The 19,443-nt window shown below is 53.7% G+C and carries 19 protein-coding genes; 12 read left to right on the forward strand and 7 right to left on the reverse strand.

Features of this window, described 5'->3' with window-relative positions; genetic code table 11:
- Positions 1-133 precede the first annotated feature (133 nt).
- Positions 134-964: a dienelactone hydrolase family protein gene (locus EX31_RS14650; protein ID WP_037035389.1), complete on the forward strand. Its 831-nt coding sequence runs from the start codon at positions 134-136 to the stop codon at positions 962-964.
- Between the two features lie 90 nt (positions 965-1,054).
- On the opposite strand, the gene fsa is transcribed toward EX31_RS14650, so the two are convergent.
- Both fsa and ptsP read right to left on the reverse strand, forming a co-directional pair.
- The gene (gene fsa, locus EX31_RS14655) at positions 1,055-1,717 is read right to left on the reverse strand and encodes a fructose-6-phosphate aldolase (protein ID WP_037035390.1); all 663 of its coding nucleotides are present in this window, start codon (positions 1,715-1,717) and stop codon (positions 1,055-1,057) included.
- An 11-nt stretch (positions 1,718-1,728) separates the two neighbouring features.
- Positions 1,729-4,233 (reverse strand): phosphoenolpyruvate--protein phosphotransferase, encoded by a 2,505-nt coding sequence (gene ptsP, locus EX31_RS14660; protein WP_037035391.1) that lies wholly within the window; start codon positions 4,231-4,233, stop codon positions 1,729-1,731.
- 366 nt (positions 4,234-4,599) lie between these two features.
- Here ptsP and EX31_RS14665 point away from each other — a divergent pair, with 366 nt between their 5' ends.
- From EX31_RS14665 to EX31_RS14685, 5 genes are read left to right on the forward strand one after another with little or no spacing between them, the layout of a single operon-like run.
- On the forward strand, positions 4,600-5,679 hold the full coding sequence (locus EX31_RS14665; protein ID WP_037035392.1) for a PTS fructose transporter subunit EIIC: 1,080 nt from the start codon (positions 4,600-4,602) through the stop codon (positions 5,677-5,679).
- A 17-nt stretch (positions 5,680-5,696) separates the two neighbouring features.
- Entirely contained in the window at positions 5,697-6,026 is a 330-nt protein-coding gene (locus EX31_RS14670) for a PTS fructose-like transporter subunit IIB (protein WP_013577445.1), read from the forward strand.
- 16 nt (positions 6,027-6,042) lie between these two features.
- On the forward strand, positions 6,043-8,340 hold the full coding sequence (locus EX31_RS14675) for a formate C-acetyltransferase (protein ID WP_037035393.1): 2,298 nt from the start codon (positions 6,043-6,045) through the stop codon (positions 8,338-8,340).
- Complete coding sequence (locus EX31_RS14680; protein WP_037035395.1) at positions 8,306-9,193, forward strand: [formate-C-acetyltransferase]-activating enzyme; 888 nt, start codon at positions 8,306-8,308, stop codon at positions 9,191-9,193. Before EX31_RS14675 ends, EX31_RS14680 begins: the two co-directional genes overlap by 35 nt.
- 24 nt (positions 9,194-9,217) lie before the next feature.
- A complete protein-coding gene (locus EX31_RS14685; protein WP_013577448.1) occupies positions 9,218-9,562 on the forward strand; it encodes a PTS fructose-like transporter subunit IIB in 345 nt (114 codons plus the stop codon).
- A gap of 3 nt (positions 9,563-9,565) precedes the next feature.
- Here the strand turns inward: EX31_RS14685 and EX31_RS14690 are convergent, their stop codons facing one another.
- Positions 9,566-10,429 carry an AraC family transcriptional regulator gene (locus EX31_RS14690; protein ID WP_037035424.1) on the reverse strand — a complete coding sequence of 288 codons (864 nt, stop codon included), beginning with the start codon at positions 10,427-10,429 and terminating at the stop codon, positions 9,566-9,568.
- Between the two features lie 255 nt (positions 10,430-10,684).
- Here EX31_RS14690 and EX31_RS14695 point away from each other — a divergent pair, with 255 nt between their 5' ends.
- From EX31_RS14695 to EX31_RS14705, 3 genes are read left to right on the forward strand one after another with little or no spacing between them, the layout of a single operon-like run.
- On the forward strand, positions 10,685-11,191 hold the full coding sequence (locus EX31_RS14695; protein ID WP_051931034.1) for a lysozyme: 507 nt from the start codon (positions 10,685-10,687) through the stop codon (positions 11,189-11,191).
- Positions 11,188-11,640, forward strand: a complete 453-nt coding sequence (locus tag EX31_RS14700; protein WP_051931036.1) for a hypothetical protein — start codon at positions 11,188-11,190, stop codon at positions 11,638-11,640. The genes EX31_RS14695 and EX31_RS14700 overlap by 4 nt, the downstream gene beginning before the upstream one ends.
- Positions 11,637-11,939: a hypothetical protein gene (locus EX31_RS14705; protein WP_051931038.1), complete on the forward strand. Its 303-nt coding sequence runs from the start codon at positions 11,637-11,639 to the stop codon at positions 11,937-11,939. The genes EX31_RS14700 and EX31_RS14705 overlap by 4 nt, the downstream gene beginning before the upstream one ends.
- A 66-nt stretch (positions 11,940-12,005) precedes the next feature.
- On the opposite strand, the gene metE is transcribed toward EX31_RS14705, so the two are convergent.
- Positions 12,006-14,285, reverse strand: a complete 2,280-nt coding sequence (metE, locus tag EX31_RS14710) for a 5-methyltetrahydropteroyltriglutamate--homocysteine S-methyltransferase (protein ID WP_037035396.1) — start codon at positions 14,283-14,285, stop codon at positions 12,006-12,008.
- Between the two features lie 104 nt (positions 14,286-14,389).
- Between metE and metR the strand changes: the two genes are divergently transcribed.
- Positions 14,390-15,325: an HTH-type transcriptional regulator MetR gene (gene metR / locus EX31_RS25370; RefSeq protein WP_072012277.1), complete on the forward strand. Its 936-nt coding sequence runs from the start codon at positions 14,390-14,392 to the stop codon at positions 15,323-15,325.
- Here the strand turns inward: metR and EX31_RS14725 are convergent.
- Positions 15,231-16,130, reverse strand: a complete 900-nt coding sequence (locus tag EX31_RS14725; RefSeq protein WP_013577452.1) for a carboxylate/amino acid/amine transporter — start codon at positions 16,128-16,130, stop codon at positions 15,231-15,233. The two genes, metR and EX31_RS14725, sit on opposite strands and share 95 nt — an antisense overlap.
- A 213-nt stretch (positions 16,131-16,343) precedes the next feature.
- Between EX31_RS14725 and EX31_RS14730 the strand changes: the two genes are divergently transcribed.
- Complete coding sequence (locus tag EX31_RS14730; RefSeq protein ID WP_037035398.1) at positions 16,344-16,646, forward strand: DUF2756 domain-containing protein; 303 nt, start codon at positions 16,344-16,346, stop codon at positions 16,644-16,646.
- Between the two features lie 253 nt (positions 16,647-16,899).
- Positions 16,900-17,574, forward strand: a complete 675-nt coding sequence (locus tag EX31_RS14735) for a hypothetical protein (RefSeq protein WP_013577454.1) — start codon at positions 16,900-16,902, stop codon at positions 17,572-17,574.
- 51 nt (positions 17,575-17,625) lie between these two features.
- Here EX31_RS14735 and ugpQ read toward each other — a convergent pair whose 3' ends face one another.
- Entirely contained in the window at positions 17,626-18,366 is a 741-nt protein-coding gene (gene ugpQ / locus EX31_RS14740; RefSeq protein WP_037035399.1) for a glycerophosphodiester phosphodiesterase, read from the reverse strand.
- A 2-nt stretch (positions 18,367-18,368) separates the two neighbouring features.
- Positions 18,369-19,442: a sn-glycerol-3-phosphate import ATP-binding protein UgpC gene (locus EX31_RS14745; RefSeq protein WP_037035400.1), complete on the reverse strand. Its 1,074-nt coding sequence runs from the start codon at positions 19,440-19,442 to the stop codon at positions 18,369-18,371.
- Position 19,443 lies beyond the last annotated feature (1 nt).

Here is a 19,443-nt window from a genome sequence, read left to right on the forward strand (position 1 = left end):
AATCTTCCATGATGACTTTCCTGATTAACTTTTAACTATAGAACATCTCTTGCGCCTTGCTGTTCATGCTTTCCGGCTATAGTTTTAATCCATAGCCACAGATTTTCGTATGGACACTTGCCTGGAGACCCCAATGAAAAAAGAAGAATTGCTTACCCTGAAACAGGCTCCGACCAGCTTTGCCCCTGCCGTCACTCCCGTCGCCAGCACCACTATCCATACCGATACCGACGGGCTGCACGCAGGCCAGACCACCATACCCTCGCAGGGCGAAGATATGCCCGCCTACCTCGCCCGTCCGGAGCAGTTCACAGGTAAATTGCCGATCGTGCTGGTGGTGCAGGAGATTTTTGGTGTACACGAACACATTCAGGATATCTGCCGCCGTCTGGCGAAACAGGGTTATATGGCCATCGCGCCGGAGTTGTACTTCCGGCAGGGTGACCCGCGTGACTACACTGAAATCAGTGAGCTTTTCGCTAAACTGGTCAGTAAAGTGCCGGATCAGCAGGTGCTTGCAGATCTCGATCACACTGCACACTGGGCATCACAACATGGCGGGGACATTTCTAAATTAGGCATCACAGGTTTCTGCTGGGGCGGGCGCATCACCTGGCTGTACGCGGCGCACAATCCGCAGCTGAAAGCGGGCGTGGCGTGGTACGGCAAACTGGTCGGCGATAAAACGCTGACCAGCCCGTCAAATCCGGTTGACCGCGCCGCCGCGCTGGATGCACCGGTTCTGGGTTTATACGGCGCAGAAGATTCCAGCATTCCTCTGGATACCATTGAAACCATGCGTCAGGCCATTCGCGCAGCCAATGCTACGGCGGAAATCGTGGTATATCCGGAAGCGGGCCACGCGTTTAACGCCGATTATCGCCCGAGTTACCACGCTGAAGCCGCCGCCGACGGCTGGCAACGGATGCTGGATTTCTTTGCGCAGTATGGGGTTAAGCAATAAAAAGTATGGCGTGCAGTAAAAGGACACGGACCAGAATGACAAAAGCCCGACAGGTTTTTCCTGCCGGGCTTTTTACGGGAAGTTAACCCGTTACAGCGACAACTGCCCAAAGGCACCCTGCCAGTCTTGTTCAAATTTATCGACAGCCGCCTGTACCGCAGGCGCACTGATAAATTGCTCCGCTACGTCCACCGGGATAGTGACCGACTGACAACCTGCCAGCAGACAGGCCAGAACCTGACGCGGCGTTTTAAAACTGGCGGCCAGCACTTTGGCATGCGGCGCATGCAGGGACAGCAATTGCTGCAACTCCGTCACCATCGCAATGCCATCTCCCCCCTGGGCATCCAGCCGGTTAACATACGGCGCGACATATTCTGCCCCGGCCAGCGCCGACAGGAGTCCCTGCCCGGCACCATACACCGCGGTTCCCAGCGTTGGAATTTTGCGGGTACGTAAGATCTTAATCGCTGCCAGCCCGGCGGCGGTGACGGGCACTTTGACCACCAGCCCCGGCACGCGGGAATGCAGCAGTTCAGCTTCTTCCACTATCTGTTCGGTCTGATTCGCCAGCACTTGTGCAAACAGTTTCCCTTCACCACCTAATGCATCACGAAGCGCGGGCAAAACCTCCCACAGGGAAGTCTGCGATTTAGCCACAATGCTCGGATTGGTGGTCACACCCTGTAACGGTAAAATCCGCGATAAACGTTTTACTGCACTGATATCAGCCGTATCCAGATAAAGTTCCATATTCTCTCCTGTCAGAGTTCCAGTTCTTGTTTAAGCAGCGCTTCAATCTGTGCTGCGGTGGTGGAATGCATCAGCGCATCACGGAAACTGTCATGCATAATCCGTCGCGCCAGCTTTGAGAAAATCCGCATATGCTGATCGCCTGCAGCGTGTTTATTGAGAGTCAGCATGATGACAAACTGCGCTTCTTCATCGCCCCACCGCACCGGTTGCGGGAGTTTCGCGACGCTGATAGTCGATTGCTCAATGTGTTCTGATTTGGTGTGCGGTATCGCAAAGCCAAACCCGAGGCCGGTGGAAAATACGGCTTCGCGCGCCCAGACATCGGCGGCGAGTTTGCGCGGATAACGGCAACGCCCTGCCAGCATCAGGTTATCCACCATGCCTTTAATCACTTCTTCTTTACTGCGCCAGTCAGCATTAAGCGCCACACATTCCGCCGTAATCAACGGGGCATCGTTGACCGCCATCCTGAACTGCGCCAGCAGGTGTTCGACTTCCAGCGACGTGCGACACTGCATGGCGCGGTTCAGCAGCAGCCGACATTCGCGGCTGTCGAGTTTGGCCAGCCGTGCTTTGGTCACAGGAACCGACGGTGCACTCATGCTGATTTCATCAAGCCCCAGCCCGACCAGCAGCGGCAATACCGAGCCTTTCGCGCCCAGTTCACCGCATAAACCAATCCATTTACCGTGGCGATGCACTTCGCGCACAACGTGGTCGAGGCCGCGCAGGAAGGCCGGATTCAGGCTGTTGTAATGGCGTGTCACTTTCGCGTTATCACGGTCGACCGCCAGCAGATACTGCGTCAGGTCATTACTGCCGATGCTAAAGAAATCAATCTCTTCGCAACACTGATCGATGATGAACATCACCGACGGCACTTCCAGCATGATCCCAAGCTGAATTTTTTCATCAAAAGGCACTTGCTCACTGCGCAACGACTGCCTGACTTCAGCCAGTTGATCTTTCACCCATAAGATCTCTTCCATAGAGGAGATCATCGGGATCATGATTTTCAGCGATCCGTGCGCCGAGGCGCGCAGGATCGCGCGCAACTGCGTATGGAATAACGGCAGGTATTCCTGATAAATACGCACGGCGCGATAACCGAGGAACGGGTTGTTTTCGGCAGGAATGTTCAGATAATGAACTGGTTTATCGCCACCGATATCCATGGTGCGGATAATGATGGTTTTGCCGTTGGCCGCATCCGTAGCCTGACAATAAATGTTGTACAACTCATCTTCGGAAGGAGCGCTGGCGCGATCCATATACAGCATTTCTGTACGGAACAGTCCGACAGCTTCTGCCCCATTGCCAAACGCCGCGCTGGCTTCGACCGAGTGGGCAATATTGGCCGCCACTTCAAGGCGCACACCGTCAGCGGTATACCCCGGTTTATTGAGATACTCACTTTGCTGTTCACGCAGCGCCTGATGCACCGCCTGTTCCTGACGATAATAACGGCGCACCGGTTCGCTGAGCGCACAGACAATCAGCCCGAGATCGCCGTCGATCTGCACATTCTGCTGCAAATAAGCCTGAAGTGGCTGTGGATCAACGCCAACGAGTGCAGGAATATTGAACGATCGGGCAAGGATCACGGTATGCGACGTACTGCCTCCGCTGCCGAGCAACAGCCCCTTCAGGTGTGCTTTATCCAGTTCGAGAAATTGACTTGGCGTCAGTTCATCTGCCAGACAAATACTGGCTTCGCTCAGTGCCTGCTGGGAAGGAAAACGCTCCTCGCCATAGATTTGCTGCAAAAGCTGGAAGCTGACATCACGAATATCCAGCTCGCGTTCACGCAAATAGGCGCTGGAGGATTGTGCGAGCTGCAAGCTGAAATGCGCGGCGGTGTCGACAATGCTTTGCGCACAGCTCCGGCCTTGCGCCACGCGGCTCAGCAAGGCTTCCCGCAGGCTGTTATCACGCAGCAAAGAACGGTGCGCTTCCAGCACTGCCGTGATCGTCCCGTTGTCCGCCATCAGCTGTAATTCGAGTGATTTTTCAAGCTGTGCCATTCCGGTGGAAAGCAGACTTTGTTCTTTATCTTTACCCTGAGATTCCGGTAGATCCCTGAGTGTCGCCAGATTCACATTCGACAGGCTGACCAGTTTCCCCAGCGCACAGCCTTCACTGACTGAACGGGCGCGGAAAACCAGCGGAGAAAGATGCATCAGGGATTCAGGAAGCGGCTCAAATTCAGCGTTTTCATCAGGCTCAGGCAGGGCTTCATCGCAATGAGGCAACTGATGTTTAATGAAATGTGCCAGCGCAGCATGTGCGGCATCTTCGTCATTCCCTTCAATGGTCACGTGACATTCATCGTTAAACAGAATATCGGCACCAATCAGTGAAAGGACACTTTTACCATCTGCAATGCGGTCAGTACGCCCATTGTGCCACTTAAATCCAGACCCGAAACTGTTGCACAGCGTTTCAATATGGCTGGCCGGGCGGGCGTGAACACCATTTACCAACATGCAGGTGAAGCTCAACTTCTTGGCCATTTCTGAATCCTCATCCCAAATTCCGGTGTAATGCACCGGCTCCTTGCAGCATAAGAGTCAGGCGGATTCGATAGCTACCAGACAAAAATGACAAACACTGGATAAATGTAATGTGTATCGTTTTTTGCGAGCCAGCTCACGCGCCACTACCGTCACTAAACCGCGTATTGTCTCGGGTTATTTGAACCGGCTCGCATTTTTGTGAGGACATTACAAAAGTCCAGTAAAACACAAATTTGTCCACTATGAGCGCCACAGCCAGCAGCCTATTGTTGAGGTCGATAGCCTTTCTGTATCTGCGGTTTTTGAAATGAAACCCTGATATTTGCGATTTTCAGCCCGACACCGGTTTTCGTGGAGTTCATCATGAAAGACTTACTCAATATTCTAAAAAATACCCGCCAGCATCTGATGACTGGCGTGTCTCATATGATCCCCTTTGTGGTCGCGGGTGGCATTTTGCTGGCGGTCTCGGTGATGCTGTATGGCAAAGGTGCCGTACCGGACGCGGCAACCGATCCGAACCTGAAAAAGTTATTTGATATCGGCGTCGCCGGTTTAACCCTGATGGTGCCTTTTCTGGCGGCTTATATCGGTTATTCCATCTCTGACCGTTCCGCGCTCGCCCCTTCGGCAATCGGCGCCTGGGTCGGCGCCTCATTCGGCGCAGGATTTTTTGGCGCGATCATCGCCGGTTTGCTGGGCGGCATTATCGTTTTCTATCTTAAGAAGATCCGCGTACCGAAGATCCTGCGCTCGGTGATGCCGATCTTCGTGATCCCGATTATCGGCACCCTGCTGACTGCGGGAGTCATGATGTGGGGACTGGGCGAACCGGTTGGTTTGTTGACCACCTCCCTGACTCACTGGCTACAAGGCATGCAGCAGGGCAGCATTATTGTGCTCGCCATCATCATGGGGCTGATGCTGGCCTTCGACATGGGCGGGCCTGTTAATAAAGTGGCCTACGCTTTCATGCTGATTTGCGTGGCACAGGGCGTGTATACCGTGGTGGCGATTGCCGCCGTGGCTATCGCAACACCGCCGCTGGGGCTGGGCTTTGCCACGCTGATTGGCCGTAAATACTATTCCACCGAAGAGCGCGAAGCGGGCAAAGCCGCCATGCTGATGGGCTGTGTCGGTATCACCGAAGGCGCCATACCTTTTGCCGCCGCTGATCCGTTGCGTGTCATTCCTTCCATCATGTTCGGTTCTGCTTGTGCGGCGGTGACTGCCGCCCTGGTTGGCGCGCAATGCTATGCCGGCTGGGGCGGGCTGATTGTACTGCCGGTCGTGCAGGAAAAACTGGGGTATATCGGCGCGCTGCTGGTCGGCATGGTTGTCACTGCACTGTGCGTCAACACGCTGAAATATCTGGCCGCCAAAAAGCAGTCGGCAAAAACGCGTCAGGAATCTGACCTTGATCTGGACTTCGAAATTAACTGAACCCAAAGGAAAACATCATGACTCACATTATTGCTGTCACCGCGTGCCCGTCCGGTGTTGCTCATACTTATATGGCGGCTGAAGCGATTGAACGTGCGGCAAAAGCTAAAGGCTGGGAATGCAAAGTTGAAACGCAGGGTTCAATCGGTCTGGAAAACGAACTGACGCCGGAAGATGTGGCGGCCGCCGACATCGTGATCCTGACCAAAGACATCGGTATCAAACAGGAAGAGCGTTTCAAAGGCAAAGTGACGGTGCGCGTGGCCATCAGCGATGCTGTAAAACGCGCAGATGCCATCATGGAAAAAATCGCAGCGCATCTCGCCAAAGCTGCTGTCACGGATTGATCCCAAGGAGAACGAGATGACTTCCCGCACAGAACGTCTTAAAGCCGCACTTTTCGCCAGCCCGCGTGAAATCTCGCTGGAACGTGCCCTGCTGTATACCGAAAGTCACCGCAGCACAGAAGGCGAACCCACGCTTTTGCGCCGCGCGAAAGCCACGGCATACATTCTGGATAACATTGAGATTGCCTTGCGTGAAGACGAGCTGATTGTCGGTAACCGTACGGTCAAACCACGTGCGGGGATCATCTCCCCTGAAATGGACCCCTGCTGGCTGCTGAAAGAGCTGGACACGTTTCCCACCCGTCCGCAGGACCGTTTCAACATTTCTGAGCAGGATAAACAGATTTACCGCAGGCAGCTTTTCCCTTACTGGGAATCGCATTCGATGAAGGATTTCATTAACAGCCAGATGCCGGAAGAAGTGAAAGCGGCCACTCAGACGCAGATTTTCAGTATCAACCAGACTGACAAAGGTCAGGGGCACATCATTATCGATTATCCCCGTCTGCTGAATTCGGGCCTGGATAACTTAGTTTCAGAACTTCAGCAACACGTTGCCGGCGCACCGGATAATGCCTTTTATCAGGCAGCGCTGATTACACTGCAGGCAGCACAGCGGCATATTTTGCGCTACGCCGCGCTGGCAGAAGAGTTAGCAGAAGTCTGTCAGAACGACTCAAGAAAACAAGAACTGGCGCGTATTGCCCGCATTTCGCGACATATTTCCGGCCATAAGCCGCAGGATTTCTATCAGGCCTGCCAGCTGTTCTGGTATATGAATATCATTTTGCAATACGAATCCAATGCCAGTTCGCTGTCCCTCGGGCGCTTCGATCAGTACATGCTGCCGTTCTATCAGCACTCGCTGTCCCACGGCGAATCCCCGGCGTTTCTTAAAGAACTGCTGGAAAGCCTGTGGGTTAAATGCAACGACATCGTGCTGCTGCGCTCGTCGTCCAGCGCACGTTACTTCGCCGGATTCCCGACGGGTTACACCATTTTACTCGGCGGTCTGACCGACACCGGACGCAGCGCCGTCAATGTGCTGTCGTTCCTGTGCCTGGATGCCTATCAGAGTATTTGTCTGCCACAGCCCAACCTTGGCGTGAGAGTCAATGAACTGATCGACCGCCCGTTCCTGCTGAAAACCGCCGAAACAATCCGCCTCGGCACCGGCATTCCACAAATTTTTAATGATGAAGTGGTGGTTCCGGCATTTCTCAATCGTGGCGTGCGCCTCGAGGATGCGCGGGATTATGCGGTAGTAGGCTGCGTGGAATTATCCATCCCTGGCAAAACCTACGGGCTGCACGATATTGCCATGTTTAACCTGTTGAAAGTCATGGAACTGACGCTGCATGAAAATGAAGGAAACACCGCGATTACTTATCCTGAGCTGGTGGAACAGATCCGCCGGAAAATCAGCCATTACGTCAGGCTGATGGCGCAGGGCAGCAATATCTGCGATATCGGCCACCGCGACTGGGCACCGGTTCCGCTGCTGTCCTCCTTTATTACAGGTTGTCTGGACAGCGGCAAAGACATTACCGCTGGCGGCGCACGTTATAATTTTTCCGGTGTTCAGGGCATCGGCATCGCCAACCTCAGCGATTCCCTGCATGCGCTGAAAGGCATGGTGTTTGATCAGCAACGCCTGACCTTTGATGAATTACTGGCTTCGCTGAAAGAGAATTTTGCCAGCGAGGAAGGCCGCGCCATTCGTGCCCGTCTGATCAACCGCTTTGAGAAGTATGGCAACGACATTGATGAAGTCGATTTGATCAGTGCAGATTTGCTGCGTTTTTACTGTAAGGAAGTCGAGCAGTATCGCAATCCACGCGGTGGTCAGTTTACGCCGGGTTCTTATACTGTTTCCGCACACGTACCTTTAGGTGCGGTAGTCGGTGCAACGCCGGATGGCCGTTTTGCCGGTGAACAACTGGCAGATGGCGGACTTTCGCCAATGTTGGGCCAGGATCATCAGGGGCCAACGGCGGTACTGAAATCCGTCAGTAAACTCGACAATACACTGCTCTCCAACGGTACGCTGCTGAATGTGAAGTTCACGCCATCAACGCTTGAAGGCCCGCAGGGGCTGAATAAACTGGCCGATTTCCTCGGTGCGTTCACCCGTCTGAAGTTGCAGCATGTTCAGTTCAACGTGGTGAATGCTGAGCAGCTTCGCGAAGCGCAAAAACGTCCACAGGATTTTGCGGGGCTGGTCGTCAGGGTGGCGGGATACAGCGCGTTCTTTGTTGAGCTGTCAAAGGAGATCCAGGATGACATTATCGGCCGCACCGCGCACCAGCTCTGACCTGCGGATCCCTGTTATGGAAGCAACGGAAAGACGCGGGCGCATCTTCAACATTCAGCGTTTTTCACTCAATGATGGCCAGGGTATCCGTACCCTGGTTTTCTTCAAAGGTTGCCCCCACCGCTGTCCGTGGTGCGCCAACCCTGAATCGATGTCACCACGCATTCAGGTCATCAAAAGGCAGGCAAAATGCCTGAACTGCCGCACCTGTTTGCAGGATCCGAACGAATGTCCGAGTGGTGCAATGGAGTATGTCGGCGAAGATATTACGCTGCCGGACTTAATGACGCGCCTGCTCAAGGATGAGATTTTTTTCCGCTCGTCGGGCGGTGGTGTCACGCTTTCCGGCGGCGAAGTGCTGATGCAATACACATTTGCCGGTGAGTTGCTCAGGGAATTGCAGGCCTTAGGCATTCCGACAGCGATCGAAACGGCGGGCGATGCACCGCTGGGCCACCTGTTGGCGCTCGCCGATCACTGCGATCAGGTATTGTATGACTTCAAGATAATGGATCCCGCTCAGGCACGAGCAGTGCTCAATATGGATCAGCCGCGTGTGTTGCAGAATTTCACGGCGCTGGCACGACGCGGCGTTAAGCTGCTGCCCCGCCTGCCGTTGATCCCCGGTTTCACGTTAACTCTTGAAAATATGCAACAAATTCTGGATTTCCTGCAGCCCTTCAATTTAACTGAAATCCATCTGCTGCCCTTTCACAAATACGGCGAAGCGAAGTATCCGTTACTGGATAAAGCGTATTCAATGTATAAGACGACGGCACCGGATGCCGCAGCTATTGCGCCGTTTTATGCGATGGCCGAAAAATACGGTTATACCGTGACGCTCGGTGGATAAATTTTCTTAATCAGGGGAAACACTATGTCGCTCAAACTGGTCGCAGTAACCGCCTGTATCAGCGGTGTGGCGCATACTTATATGGCGGCAGAAAAGCTGGAAAAACTGTGTCAGCACGAAAAATGGCCGGTAAAAGTTGAAACTCAGGGTGCGCTGGGCCTCGAAAATGCACTGTCAGAAACCGACATTGCTCAGGCCGATGTTGTGCTTTTAGTCACTGAAATTCAACTGGAAAACGGTGAGCGATTTGCGCACAGCCGTTGCGTCCAGACCGGCATCCACACCTTTTTACGCACGCCGGAGAAAGTGATGGCTGCCGTAAAGAAACTCGCCACCTCGCCTCAGGGAACGAAAATCGTTCTGCCCTGACGATTACGACGTCCTATTTTCCAACTGGCTACGGTATTGCCGCCGGTATTCTGACGGAGAACGCTCAGTGCTTTTCCTGAACTGGCGGCAAAAATAGTTACTGTCGACAAAGCCACAGGCGTGCGCCACTTCCCTCACTTTCATGTCGTAGCCTTTCAACAAGTTCTTCGCCTGTTCAAGGCGGACATAATTCAGGTATTCGTTCAGCCCGATACCGCCGCTTTTCTGGAATAAATGCGACAGGTAATTTGGCGAAATATAGAAAGCCTTAGCGACAGAATCGCGGGTCAGCGGCTCGCGGTAATGTTCTTCGATATACTGGCGAACGGCCTCAAAAAGCGCCTGACTGCGCGAGGCAGTTTTCACAAAGGAACTGAACAAGTCCAGCGCGTGGCTCAACAACCCTTTCACCAGAAACTGCGCCGTAGTCTGATCGCTGCGGTGCCAGGCCAGTTCGTTTAATGCCTGCAACATAAACGCCCCCACGCGCGGCCCGCGTCTGCCCACATTGCCTTTTTCGCCGGACGTAAACTGCGCGCCATCCCAGTTCAGCAGACTAAAGCCCAGTTGCTGCTTGCCAAATAACAGAGTCAGCGTGCGTACCGGTTCTTGCCATTGCGGGCTGTTCCAGCCTTTAGCGGGAATGAACAACACATCGCCCGCCAGCATGCGGACATCCTGATTGTTCCCCTGTTCGTCCTCGCATTTCATCATCTGCTCCCCTTCCAGAATCAGTTCCAGCCGGGGGAAATCGACCTGATAGGACAGTTCAGGCACGGAATGCTGAGCACCGGCAAAATACACCTGGCGGATACCGTGCGGATGTTCAAGTACTGGCGTTAAAAGGGGAAAAAGCAGATGGGTCATGGTCAGGCTACCTTTCAGCAGAATCACACCATGATAGCGAATCTGCGCCGGAGAAAGAAAAACAAGACCAAAATTTGCGGAAGAAGATGGAAATTCCGCCCCGCCAGGCGTTGCACATCCGGTGCAGCCTTCAGGCGGAAGGGTTCCACCTGTAAAGCGTCACGGGCATGTGTCACTTTCAGAGGACGGACTGATGCGGCAATGGCACGGGGACGCCGGGTCAGAACCTGCAGGTATCCACTGAGGGCACAACCAATGCGTGAATCAATGTCGGTAAGTCAGAACGAACTCGGGCTGATTGAAAAGTTCGAAGGGCTACGTTTAAACGAATATCGGGATCAGGCAAACAGGCTGACCATTGGTTACGGGCACCTGATCCTCCCGAATGAAGCATTTCCTCATGGCATCACGCAGGCGAAAGCCATAGCGCTGTTGCGTAACGATGTTGGGATCAGTGAAAAAGGCGTGAATAACCTGGTGACCGTTGAACTGACACAAAATCAATTTGATGCGCTGGTGTCGTTTACCTACAACCTTGGCGTCGGCTCGCTGGAAAGCTCTCACCTGCTGAAATATCTCAACGAAGGTCAGTTTCAGCAGGCCGCTGGTGAGTTTCTGAACTGGGACAAAGTGGGCGATCTCCCGGATCATGGATTGCTGGTCCGTCGCGAAGCGGAACGTGATCTGTTCATGGATTCGGACTCGCCAGCGACAGGCATCATCTGCAAGCTCTGGAACTGGTTTAAGGGGGTATCAACATGACACCCATCGTATTTGAAACCACAGAAAGCTTTCTGCTCAGCCAGATCCTGGCCTCTTTCGCCGGTCTGTTCGGCGGACTAAGTCTCTCTTTTTTCTGGCAACCTAAAAGGCTGCATCAGCATGGCCCGGTGTCGGCTGGTGTCATCATCAGCAGTATCAGCGTAGGTGCAGCATTTGCACTGGGCGGGCTGGTTTCCGGCTGGCTGGGGATGAATTTTAATCAGGCGGTGAATGCGATGGGGCTGGGGTACGGGCTTGGCGTCGTCAGCGTCGGCATGATTGCCTGGCTGGCGAATTTCTTCAACCGCCGGGAAGACGACGACATTCTGGAGATTGCCGAGGAACTTCAACGTGCTGCTTTTGGCTTCAATAAAAAGCATCAGCACACGCCACTGAAAAAGCCTCGTTCCCGGACCCGCATGAAACCCGACACAGGAGATAAACCATGACGGTGGAATGGATCGGCCTGCTGGCGCTGACCGTGATGGATATGCTCACCGTCAGCGTCATTTTTATCTGTGCTTTCAATAAGCGGATGCTGCTGATGCCGGTGTGGTATCGGGCGGGTTTGATCGCCGCTGCACTGGGCTTTGCCGCACAAAGCGCCTCGGGTCTATATTACCTGAGCAATGGCACCGTCATGGATACCCATCAGCTGTTTTTCCGGGGGTTGAAAGATATCGGCATCACCCTGGTAGCGACGCATTATTTTTGGCAGATCATCCGGGGACGCAAAAAACTGAAATAAAAAGGGGGCACCGGAGTGCCCCAAACGTTTCAGCAACAACACAACGTAAATCTAGAGAGCGTTCACTCAGGCTTTCTCAGCACGCAGACGCCTGGCGGCTTTCACCATGTTTTCCAGCGACTCGCGGGTTTCCGGCCAGCCACGGGTTTTCAGGCCGCAGTCCGGGTTGACCCACAGGCGTTCTGCCGGAATACGATCTGCAGCTTTACGCAGCAGGTCTTCAATCCATTCCACACTGGGCACATTTGGCGAGTGAATGTCGTAAACGCCCGGCCCGATTTCGTTCGGATATTCGAAATCTTTAAACGACTCCAGCAAGTCCATATCGGAACGCGAGGTTTCGATGGTGATCACGTCAGCATCCAGCGCGGCGATGGAATCCATGATGTCGTTGAACTCGCAGTAACACATGTGGGTATGGATCTGCGTGTCGTCACGGGCAATTGCGGCATTGAGTTTGAACGCATCCACTGCCCAGCGCAGGTACGCATTCCATTCAGACCGACGCAGTGGCAGGCCCTCACGCAGTGCCGGTTCGTCAATCTGGATGATGCCGATACCGGCTTTTTCCAGATCTTCGACTTCATCACGCAGTGCCAGCGCGATTTGTTTGGCGATCGTTTCGCGGCTGACATCTTCACGCGGGAAGGACCAGCACAGGATCGTAAGCGGGCCGGTCAGCATGCCTTTCACCGGTTTTTCGGTCAGAGACTGCGCGTACTTCGCCCACTCTACGGTGATCGCTTCCGGGCGGCTGACGTCGCCGATAATGACCGGAGGTTTCACACAACGTGAACCGTAGCTCTGTACCCAGCCGTTTTGCGTGAATACAAAACCGTCCAGATGTTCACCGAAGTATTCCACCATGTCGTTACGTTCAGCTTCGCCGTGAACCAGCACGTCGATACCCAGACGTTCCTGTTCTTTGATGGCTTGCTTAATATGCTCACTGATACCGGTACGGTATTTAGTGTTATCCAGACGGCCTTGTTTAAAGTCCAGACGCAGGCCGCGGATTTCCGTGGTTTGCGGGAATGAACCGATGGTTGTGGTCGGCCATGCCGGCAGGTTGAAACGGGCACGCTGCGCTTTGGCGCGTTCGGTGTAAACATGCTGACGCTCAATATCCGCAGCAGTAATCGCGGCAACACGTTTACCGACGGCCGCATTGTTTACTCGGGTGGATTCACGACGGGCGCGGATTGGCGCGCTGTATTCCGCCAGTTTTTGCTGCGCTTCGGCGGTGGGATTGTTCAGGGCAGCGGTCAGCAACGCCAGTTCGGCACATTTTTGCAGGGCGAAGGCGAACCAGCTTTTCACTTCTTCATCCAGACGGCTTTCGACGCTTAAGTCGATCGGGCTGTGCAGCAGTGAACAGGAACTGCCAATCCAGATTTTACGGTCTTCAACCAGTGGCTTCAGACGGTCAAACCAGGTACTGAGATCCGCGCGCCAGACGTTACGGCCATTGATGACCCCCAGAGAAATCAGCCAGTCTTTTGGCAGCGCGTTGATGACGGTTTGCAGATCGTCACGACCGGCAACAGCATCAATATGCAGCCCCTGAACCGGTAACTGGCGAAGGGTGTCGAGGTTGTGCCCGACGCTGTCGAAATAAGTGGTCAGCAGCAGTTTAGTTTTGCTCTGTTCCAGCGCGGTGTAAGCCGGTTTGTACGCATCCAGCCATTCCTGCGGCAGTTCCAGAACCAGAGCCGGTTCGTCAATCTGCACCCATTCGATGTCGCGTTTTGCCAGTTCAGCCAGAACCTGCTGATATACAGGCAGAATATCGTTGAGCAGGGAAAGACGGTCAAACTGTTCGCCCTTCACTTTGCCGAGCCACATATAGGTCAGCGGCCCCAGCAGAACAGGTTTCACTTTGTGGCCGAGCGCCAGCGCTTCGTCCACTTCTTCCAGCAGTTGTGTCCAGGCCAGTTTGAATTTCTGACCTTTCACGAACTCCGGTACCATGTAGTGATAGTTGGTGTTAAACCATTTGGTCATTTCCGCCGCGGCAGCCGGTTTACCGGTCGGTGCACGGCCACGGCCAAGGCGGAATAAAGTATCGAGATCAACAGAGCCGTCGGCATTCTGATGACGGGCCGGTACGTTGCCCAGCAACAGGCTGGTGGTCAGTACGTGATCGTACCAGGCGAAATCGCCCACCGGCACCAAATCCACGCCTGCTTCAGCTTGTTGCTTCCAGTGACGGGCGCGAAGTTCACGTCCGGTTGCCAGCAGTTCTTCCTGAGTGGAATTGCCTGCCCAGTAGCTTTCTTGTGCTTTTTTAAGTTCACGACGCAGACCAACGCGTGGAAAACCCAGAGTGTGATTCAGTATCGTCATCTTTTAAATTCCTGTTTAGCCATCCAGATGTTTACACATCCATAATCCGCAGGTAGTGTATATTCCACAAGCGCAAATTATTCATGACACAGTGAAGGACTCTCATGATCGAACTGAAACACCTGCGAACGTTGCAAGCACTGCGCAACACCGGGTCACTGGCCGCAGCCGCCTCGCAGCTTCATCAGACCCAATCGGCCCTGTCGCACCAGTTCAGTGACCTTGAGCAACGCCTCGGTTTCAGGTTGTTCGTGCGAAAAAGTCAGCCTCTGCGTTTTACCCCGCAGGGCGAAATCATGCTGAATCTGGCAGAACAGGTGCTGCCGCAAATTCAACAGGCATTGCAGGCATGCAATGAGCCGCACCAGACTTCACTGCGTATCGCGATTGAATGCCACAGTTGTATTCAGTGGCTGACGCCTGCACTGGATAACTTCCATCAGAACTGGCCGCAGGTGTTAATGGATTTCAAATCCGGCGTGACGTTCGACCCGCAGCCCTCCCTGCAACAGGGCGAGCTGGACATCGTATTAACCTCTGACATCCTGCCGCGCAGCGGTTTGCACTATTCCCCGATGTTCGATTTTGAAGTGCGTCTGGTGCTGGCACCGGATCATCCGCTGGCGACCAAAACGGTGATCACGCCGGAAGATCTCAGCACTGAAACGCTGATGATTTATCCGGTGCAACGCCAGCGTCTGGATATCTGGCGTCATTTCCTGCAACCGGCAGGCGTCAGCCCGTCACTGAAAAGTGTCGATAACACGTTGTTATTAATTCAGATGGTGTCGGCGAGAATGGGAATTGCGGCGTTACCGCACTGGGTAGTAGAGAGTTTTGAGCGCCAGGGTCTGGTGGTAACCAAAACCCTGGGCGATGGCTTATGGAGCCGCCTGTACGCCGCCGTACGTGACGGTGAACAGCGCCAGCCGGTGACGGAAGCCTTTATTCGTTCGGCGCGGCAGCACGCGTGCGATCATCTGCCGTTTGTGCGCGACGCGGCACGACCCAACGCCGGTGTACCCACAGTGAGGACATAATCACAGCGGCACCGATAATAAAGCTCGGCCAGTGCGGCTGCTGTTGCCAGATGGCCAGGTTAACCAGCAGCCCGGCCGGGACGTGAAAGTTGTTCATAATCCCCAGCGTTCCCGCATCGACCTGCGTCGCACCGTAGTTCCACATGAAATATCCCAGCCCTGAAGCGCCGATCCCCAGCCACACCAGAATGCCCCATTGCAGGTCAGTGGTCGGCAGTTTTTGCGGATTGCCCCACAGGAACCACGCCACCACCGCGCAAAGCAACGCGCCGATATAGAACCAGGAAAACGCCGTGTGCTGTGGCATCGGCCGGGTTTCCATCAGGCGTTTATAGCCCACCTGTCCGATGGCAAAACAGATATTCGCCGCCTGCACCAGTAATAAGCCAATAATGAAATGTTCGCTGATGTGGTCGTAACGGATAATCGCTGCACCCGCCACCGCCAGTAACGCACTGAGCGCATAACCGATACGGATTTTGCGGCCACTGATCAGGTCATAAATCAGCGTGACGTACAGCGGCGTCATGACCGTAAACAGCAGGAATTCCGGCACCGACAGATACAGGTACGCCTCGAAGCTGATGAGATACATGATCCCGAGCTGCATTGCCCCCACCGCCATATACAACAGAATGGTCGTAAGCTGATGGCCTTTCCAGCGCAGAAACGGCAGGAAAACCAGCGCCGCCAGCCCTAAACGGACTAACACAGAAAATACGCTGTCGACCTGTCCGGCCAGATACACGCCAATCAGGCTGAAGGAAAAAGCCCACAAAATAGTGGTGATTATGAGTAAAGGCACGGCAATTGAGCCCTGTTGTCAGTGATAAGTGTGAAAGATGCACGATTGTAACGGAATGGGGAAAACCACGAAGTGTGAAGGTGGTTTACATTTGTTCAATTATAGAGCAAACGAGAGCAATGCCACGCTTTGAGGGAAACGTGCGCTCAAATACCCCGTCCGGGGGCATGATGGCATACACTTAACGTATGACTGGAAACGGAGGATGAACTGATGAAATGTTTATATGGAATGCTCGCCGCGCTGCCGCTGCTGTTTGCCGTTCAGACCGCCAGTGCAGTCGAAAAGGTGCCGAACCCTAACGATCCGTTGCTGACCAATCCGTCGCAACAGCGCATGCAACAACAACAGCAAAACAATCAGCAAATGCAGAAACGTCAGCAGGAGCAGGATTTACGCAACAGCCAGCAGCAACAGCAGCTCAAGCTGAAGTCGCAAATCCAGAGCAATCAGCAACGATTGCAGATCCAGCAGAATAACCAGACGCTGGGGCAGAAGCTGAATCAGACACCTTAATATTCCGGGAGGCACTCAGTGCCTCTTAAATTCCTCATCGCCGTAATGCTGCACTGACTATTTACCTCCGGTAATATCACCACCAGAAACAATAAAAATATCCCTCCCCTTGCATTTATTATTAATGCTTTTATTATTCCCGACCGATAAGAATAAAGTCTTTCTGCCCCTGAATCAGCGCGGCTAATAAAACAGGATCCGCACCTGAAGACGCATTAATAGTGTTTTATAAAATTAAAAGGGAAATTATTGCATGAAAGTTTCAACAGGGATTACCGTAGTGGCTGCCAGTTTATTATTATCCGCCTGTGCGACGACCCAATCTGAAAAGATCTCTGCCGCTAATGGCAGCACTATTGGCCTGTACTCAGGTTTTGCCTCCGCAGATATGAATAATAACCGCTCGCCTGATGTGTATTTGCGTGAAGTCACGCCCTCTTACACCGCTGCGGGCGTTGGACTTAATGTCCTGACTTCTGTGCTTGCCGGCGGTATTGCCGTGAATACTTTCAGTAAGGAAAACCTGAAAGGGTCTGAAATCAAAACCCTGCCTGAACCGACGAAAAACTATCTGACACCCCGGGCCAGGCCGCTCATCACAAACTGGCTGCAAAAAAATGGCAACGGCTATCAGTATAAAAACAATCTGAATATTGTGGCTGCACAGTGGTTACTGGTTTATAAAGACCTCTCCAGCGCCAACTCGGACTACGAGTTGCGTTACACCATTAAATTCTATAAAAAGCCTGAAGATGCGAATATGTTCTCCGCATGGGTTATTGCAGAATGTACGCCAACTGTCGTGACCGCCCCGCTTGCTGACTGGCAGGCAAATAACTATGCGCTGGTCACCAAAACCACAGAGAAATATATGGATTCCTGCCTGCTGGAACTGGATAACCAACTCCCGCGCCTGCTCAAACACTGAGTATTCTCAGCGGTAAAATAATTAAGGCGCGGGATCCGCGCCTTATTCCTGTCAGATAAAATCCGGCCCGATCACATCAATCTTATCGGTACAAATACAGTCCACGCCCCAGCCCAGCAATTCGCGGGCACGCGCCGGATTATTCACCGTGTACACCAGAATATGCAGCCCGGCGTCTTTGATGGCTTTAACGCGTTCTTCGTTGAGCAATTTGTGATTAAGATGCAGGGAAACGCATTCCAGTTCGTCAGTCAGCGCTTTCCAGTTTTCGTGCCATTCGTCGATCAGCAAGCCACGCGGTAATTCCGGTGCGGCTTTTTTGGCGGCAACCAGCGCGTCGAATTCAAACGAGGAAAGCAACGGCGGAACGGCCTGATCTTTCCACAACTCCCGGGCGGCCAGCGCGATATCGGTGCCGGTTTTCTCATCGGTTCCGGTGGTGGGTTTGATCTCAATATTCACCATCATGTGATGGCGCGCACAGCGTTCGGCTACCTGCGCCAGCAGCGGTAATTTCTCGCCTTTAAAAGCGGCGCTGTACCAGTTACCGGCATCGAGCTTTTCGAGTTTTTCCCACGGCAATTCACCGGCCACGCCCCAGCCGTTGCTGGTGCGGTTCAGGGTATCGTCATGCAACAGGAAGATTTCCCCGCCTTGCGCCAGTTTGGCGTCAAATTCGATCATGGTGTGACCGTATCTGGCGCCCGTGTCGATGGCTACCAGTGTATTTTCCGGTGCCAGTGCGCCGCCACCACGGTGTGCCACAATGCGAGGATATGGCCAGGCTTTCATGTTTATTCCATCCGTAATCCGCTGTGAGTATCGAAAAAGTGTAACGCTTTCGCCGGGAAATCCAAGCGCAACAACGAGCCTGCTGTCGGGAACACTTCATGCGACAAACGCACCACGACACCGCTGTCCGCCAGTTTGCCGTGCGCCAGATTATCCGCGCCCAGCAGTTCCAGCGTATTCAACACCATCGGGATCCCCTTCTGCGAATCATCAGTCAGATGAATATGTTCAGGACGGATGCCCACTGTCAGTTCGCGTCCTCCCCATTCCGGGCGTGGAACCGGCAGCGGCAGTTCGAATCCGCCTTCCATTACCAGCGATGTACCGTCAGTGGTCAGTTGGCCCGGCAATAAATTCATGGCCGGAGAGCCGATAAAGCTGGCGACAAACAGACTTGCCGGACGGCGGTAAACTTCAGACGGCGTACCGATTTGTTCGGCAATGCCTTTGTTCATCACGATCACGCGCTCCGCCAGCGTCATAGCTTCGACCTGATCGTGCGTGACGTACAAACTGGTGGTACGCAAACGGCGGTGAAGCTGTTGCAGTTCAAGGCGCATCTGCACACGCAGTTTAGCGTCGAGATTGGACAGCGGTTCATCAAACAGGAATACCGCCGGTTCACGCACGATAGCGCGTCCCATCGCTACACGCTGACGCTGCCCGCCGGAAAGCTCACGCGGTTTGCGTTTCAGCAACGGGCCGAGTTCAAGAATGCGGGCCGCTTCCTCGACGCGGGCGAGGATCTGCGCTTTACCGAAGCCGCGAATTTTCAGGCCATATGCCATGTTGTCGAACACGCTCATATGCGGATACAGCGCATAGTTCTGGAACACCATCGCAATACCGCGATCTTTCGGTTCCAGTTCGGTGACGCGCTGGTCGTTGATATAGATATCACCGGAGGTAGTGCGCTCCAGCCCGGCCACCATACGCAGCAGGGTGGATTTTCCGCAGCCCGACGGCCCGACCATCACGATGAATTCGCCGTCGGCGACATCCAGATCAATACTCTGGATAATCTGGTTTTTGCCGTCGTAGGATTTGGTCACTGCCTGTAATTTCAAATTTGCCATT

It is taken from the genome of Rahnella sp. WP5, from assembly GCF_000745615.1.
Lineage (GTDB): Bacteria > Pseudomonadota > Gammaproteobacteria > Enterobacterales > Enterobacteriaceae > Rahnella > Rahnella aceris.

Excerpts from the sequence above, each read along its gene's own strand:
- ugpQ (WP_037035399.1), bottom strand. The coding sequence starts at position 18,366 with ATGAAAGCCTGGCCATATCCTCGCATTGTGGCACACCGTGGTGGCGGC.
- fsa (WP_037035390.1), bottom strand. The coding sequence starts at position 1,717 with ATGGAACTTTATCTGGATACGGCTGATATCAGTGCAGTAAAACGTTTA.
- EX31_RS14665 (WP_037035392.1), top strand. The coding sequence starts at position 4,600 with ATGAAAGACTTACTCAATATTCTAAAAAATACCCGCCAGCATCTGATG.
- EX31_RS14675 (WP_037035393.1), top strand. The coding sequence starts at position 6,043 with ATGACTTCCCGCACAGAACGTCTTAAAGCCGCACTTTTCGCCAGCCCG.
- metR (WP_072012277.1), top strand. The coding sequence starts at position 14,390 with ATGATCGAACTGAAACACCTGCGAACGTTGCAAGCACTGCGCAACACC.
- EX31_RS14670 (WP_013577445.1), top strand. The coding sequence starts at position 5,697 with ATGACTCACATTATTGCTGTCACCGCGTGCCCGTCCGGTGTTGCTCAT.
- EX31_RS14685 (WP_013577448.1), top strand. The coding sequence starts at position 9,218 with ATGTCGCTCAAACTGGTCGCAGTAACCGCCTGTATCAGCGGTGTGGCG.
- EX31_RS14695 (WP_051931034.1), top strand. The coding sequence starts at position 10,685 with ATGCGTGAATCAATGTCGGTAAGTCAGAACGAACTCGGGCTGATTGAA.
- EX31_RS14700 (WP_051931036.1), top strand. The coding sequence starts at position 11,188 with ATGACACCCATCGTATTTGAAACCACAGAAAGCTTTCTGCTCAGCCAG.
- EX31_RS14705 (WP_051931038.1), top strand. The coding sequence starts at position 11,637 with ATGACGGTGGAATGGATCGGCCTGCTGGCGCTGACCGTGATGGATATG.
- ptsP (WP_037035391.1), bottom strand. The coding sequence starts at position 4,233 with ATGGCCAAGAAGTTGAGCTTCACCTGCATGTTGGTAAATGGTGTTCAC.
- metE (WP_037035396.1), bottom strand. The coding sequence starts at position 14,285 with ATGACGATACTGAATCACACTCTGGGTTTTCCACGCGTTGGTCTGCGT.
- EX31_RS14680 (WP_037035395.1), top strand. The coding sequence starts at position 8,306 with ATGACATTATCGGCCGCACCGCGCACCAGCTCTGACCTGCGGATCCCT.
- EX31_RS14735 (WP_013577454.1), top strand. The coding sequence starts at position 16,900 with ATGAAAGTTTCAACAGGGATTACCGTAGTGGCTGCCAGTTTATTATTA.
- EX31_RS14650 (WP_037035389.1), top strand. The coding sequence starts at position 134 with ATGAAAAAAGAAGAATTGCTTACCCTGAAACAGGCTCCGACCAGCTTT.
- EX31_RS14745 (WP_037035400.1), bottom strand. The coding sequence starts at position 19,442 with ATGGCAAATTTGAAATTACAGGCAGTGACCAAATCCTACGACGGCAAA.
- EX31_RS14690 (WP_037035424.1), bottom strand. The coding sequence starts at position 10,429 with ATGACCCATCTGCTTTTTCCCCTTTTAACGCCAGTACTTGAACATCCG.
- EX31_RS14730 (WP_037035398.1), top strand. The coding sequence starts at position 16,344 with ATGAAATGTTTATATGGAATGCTCGCCGCGCTGCCGCTGCTGTTTGCC.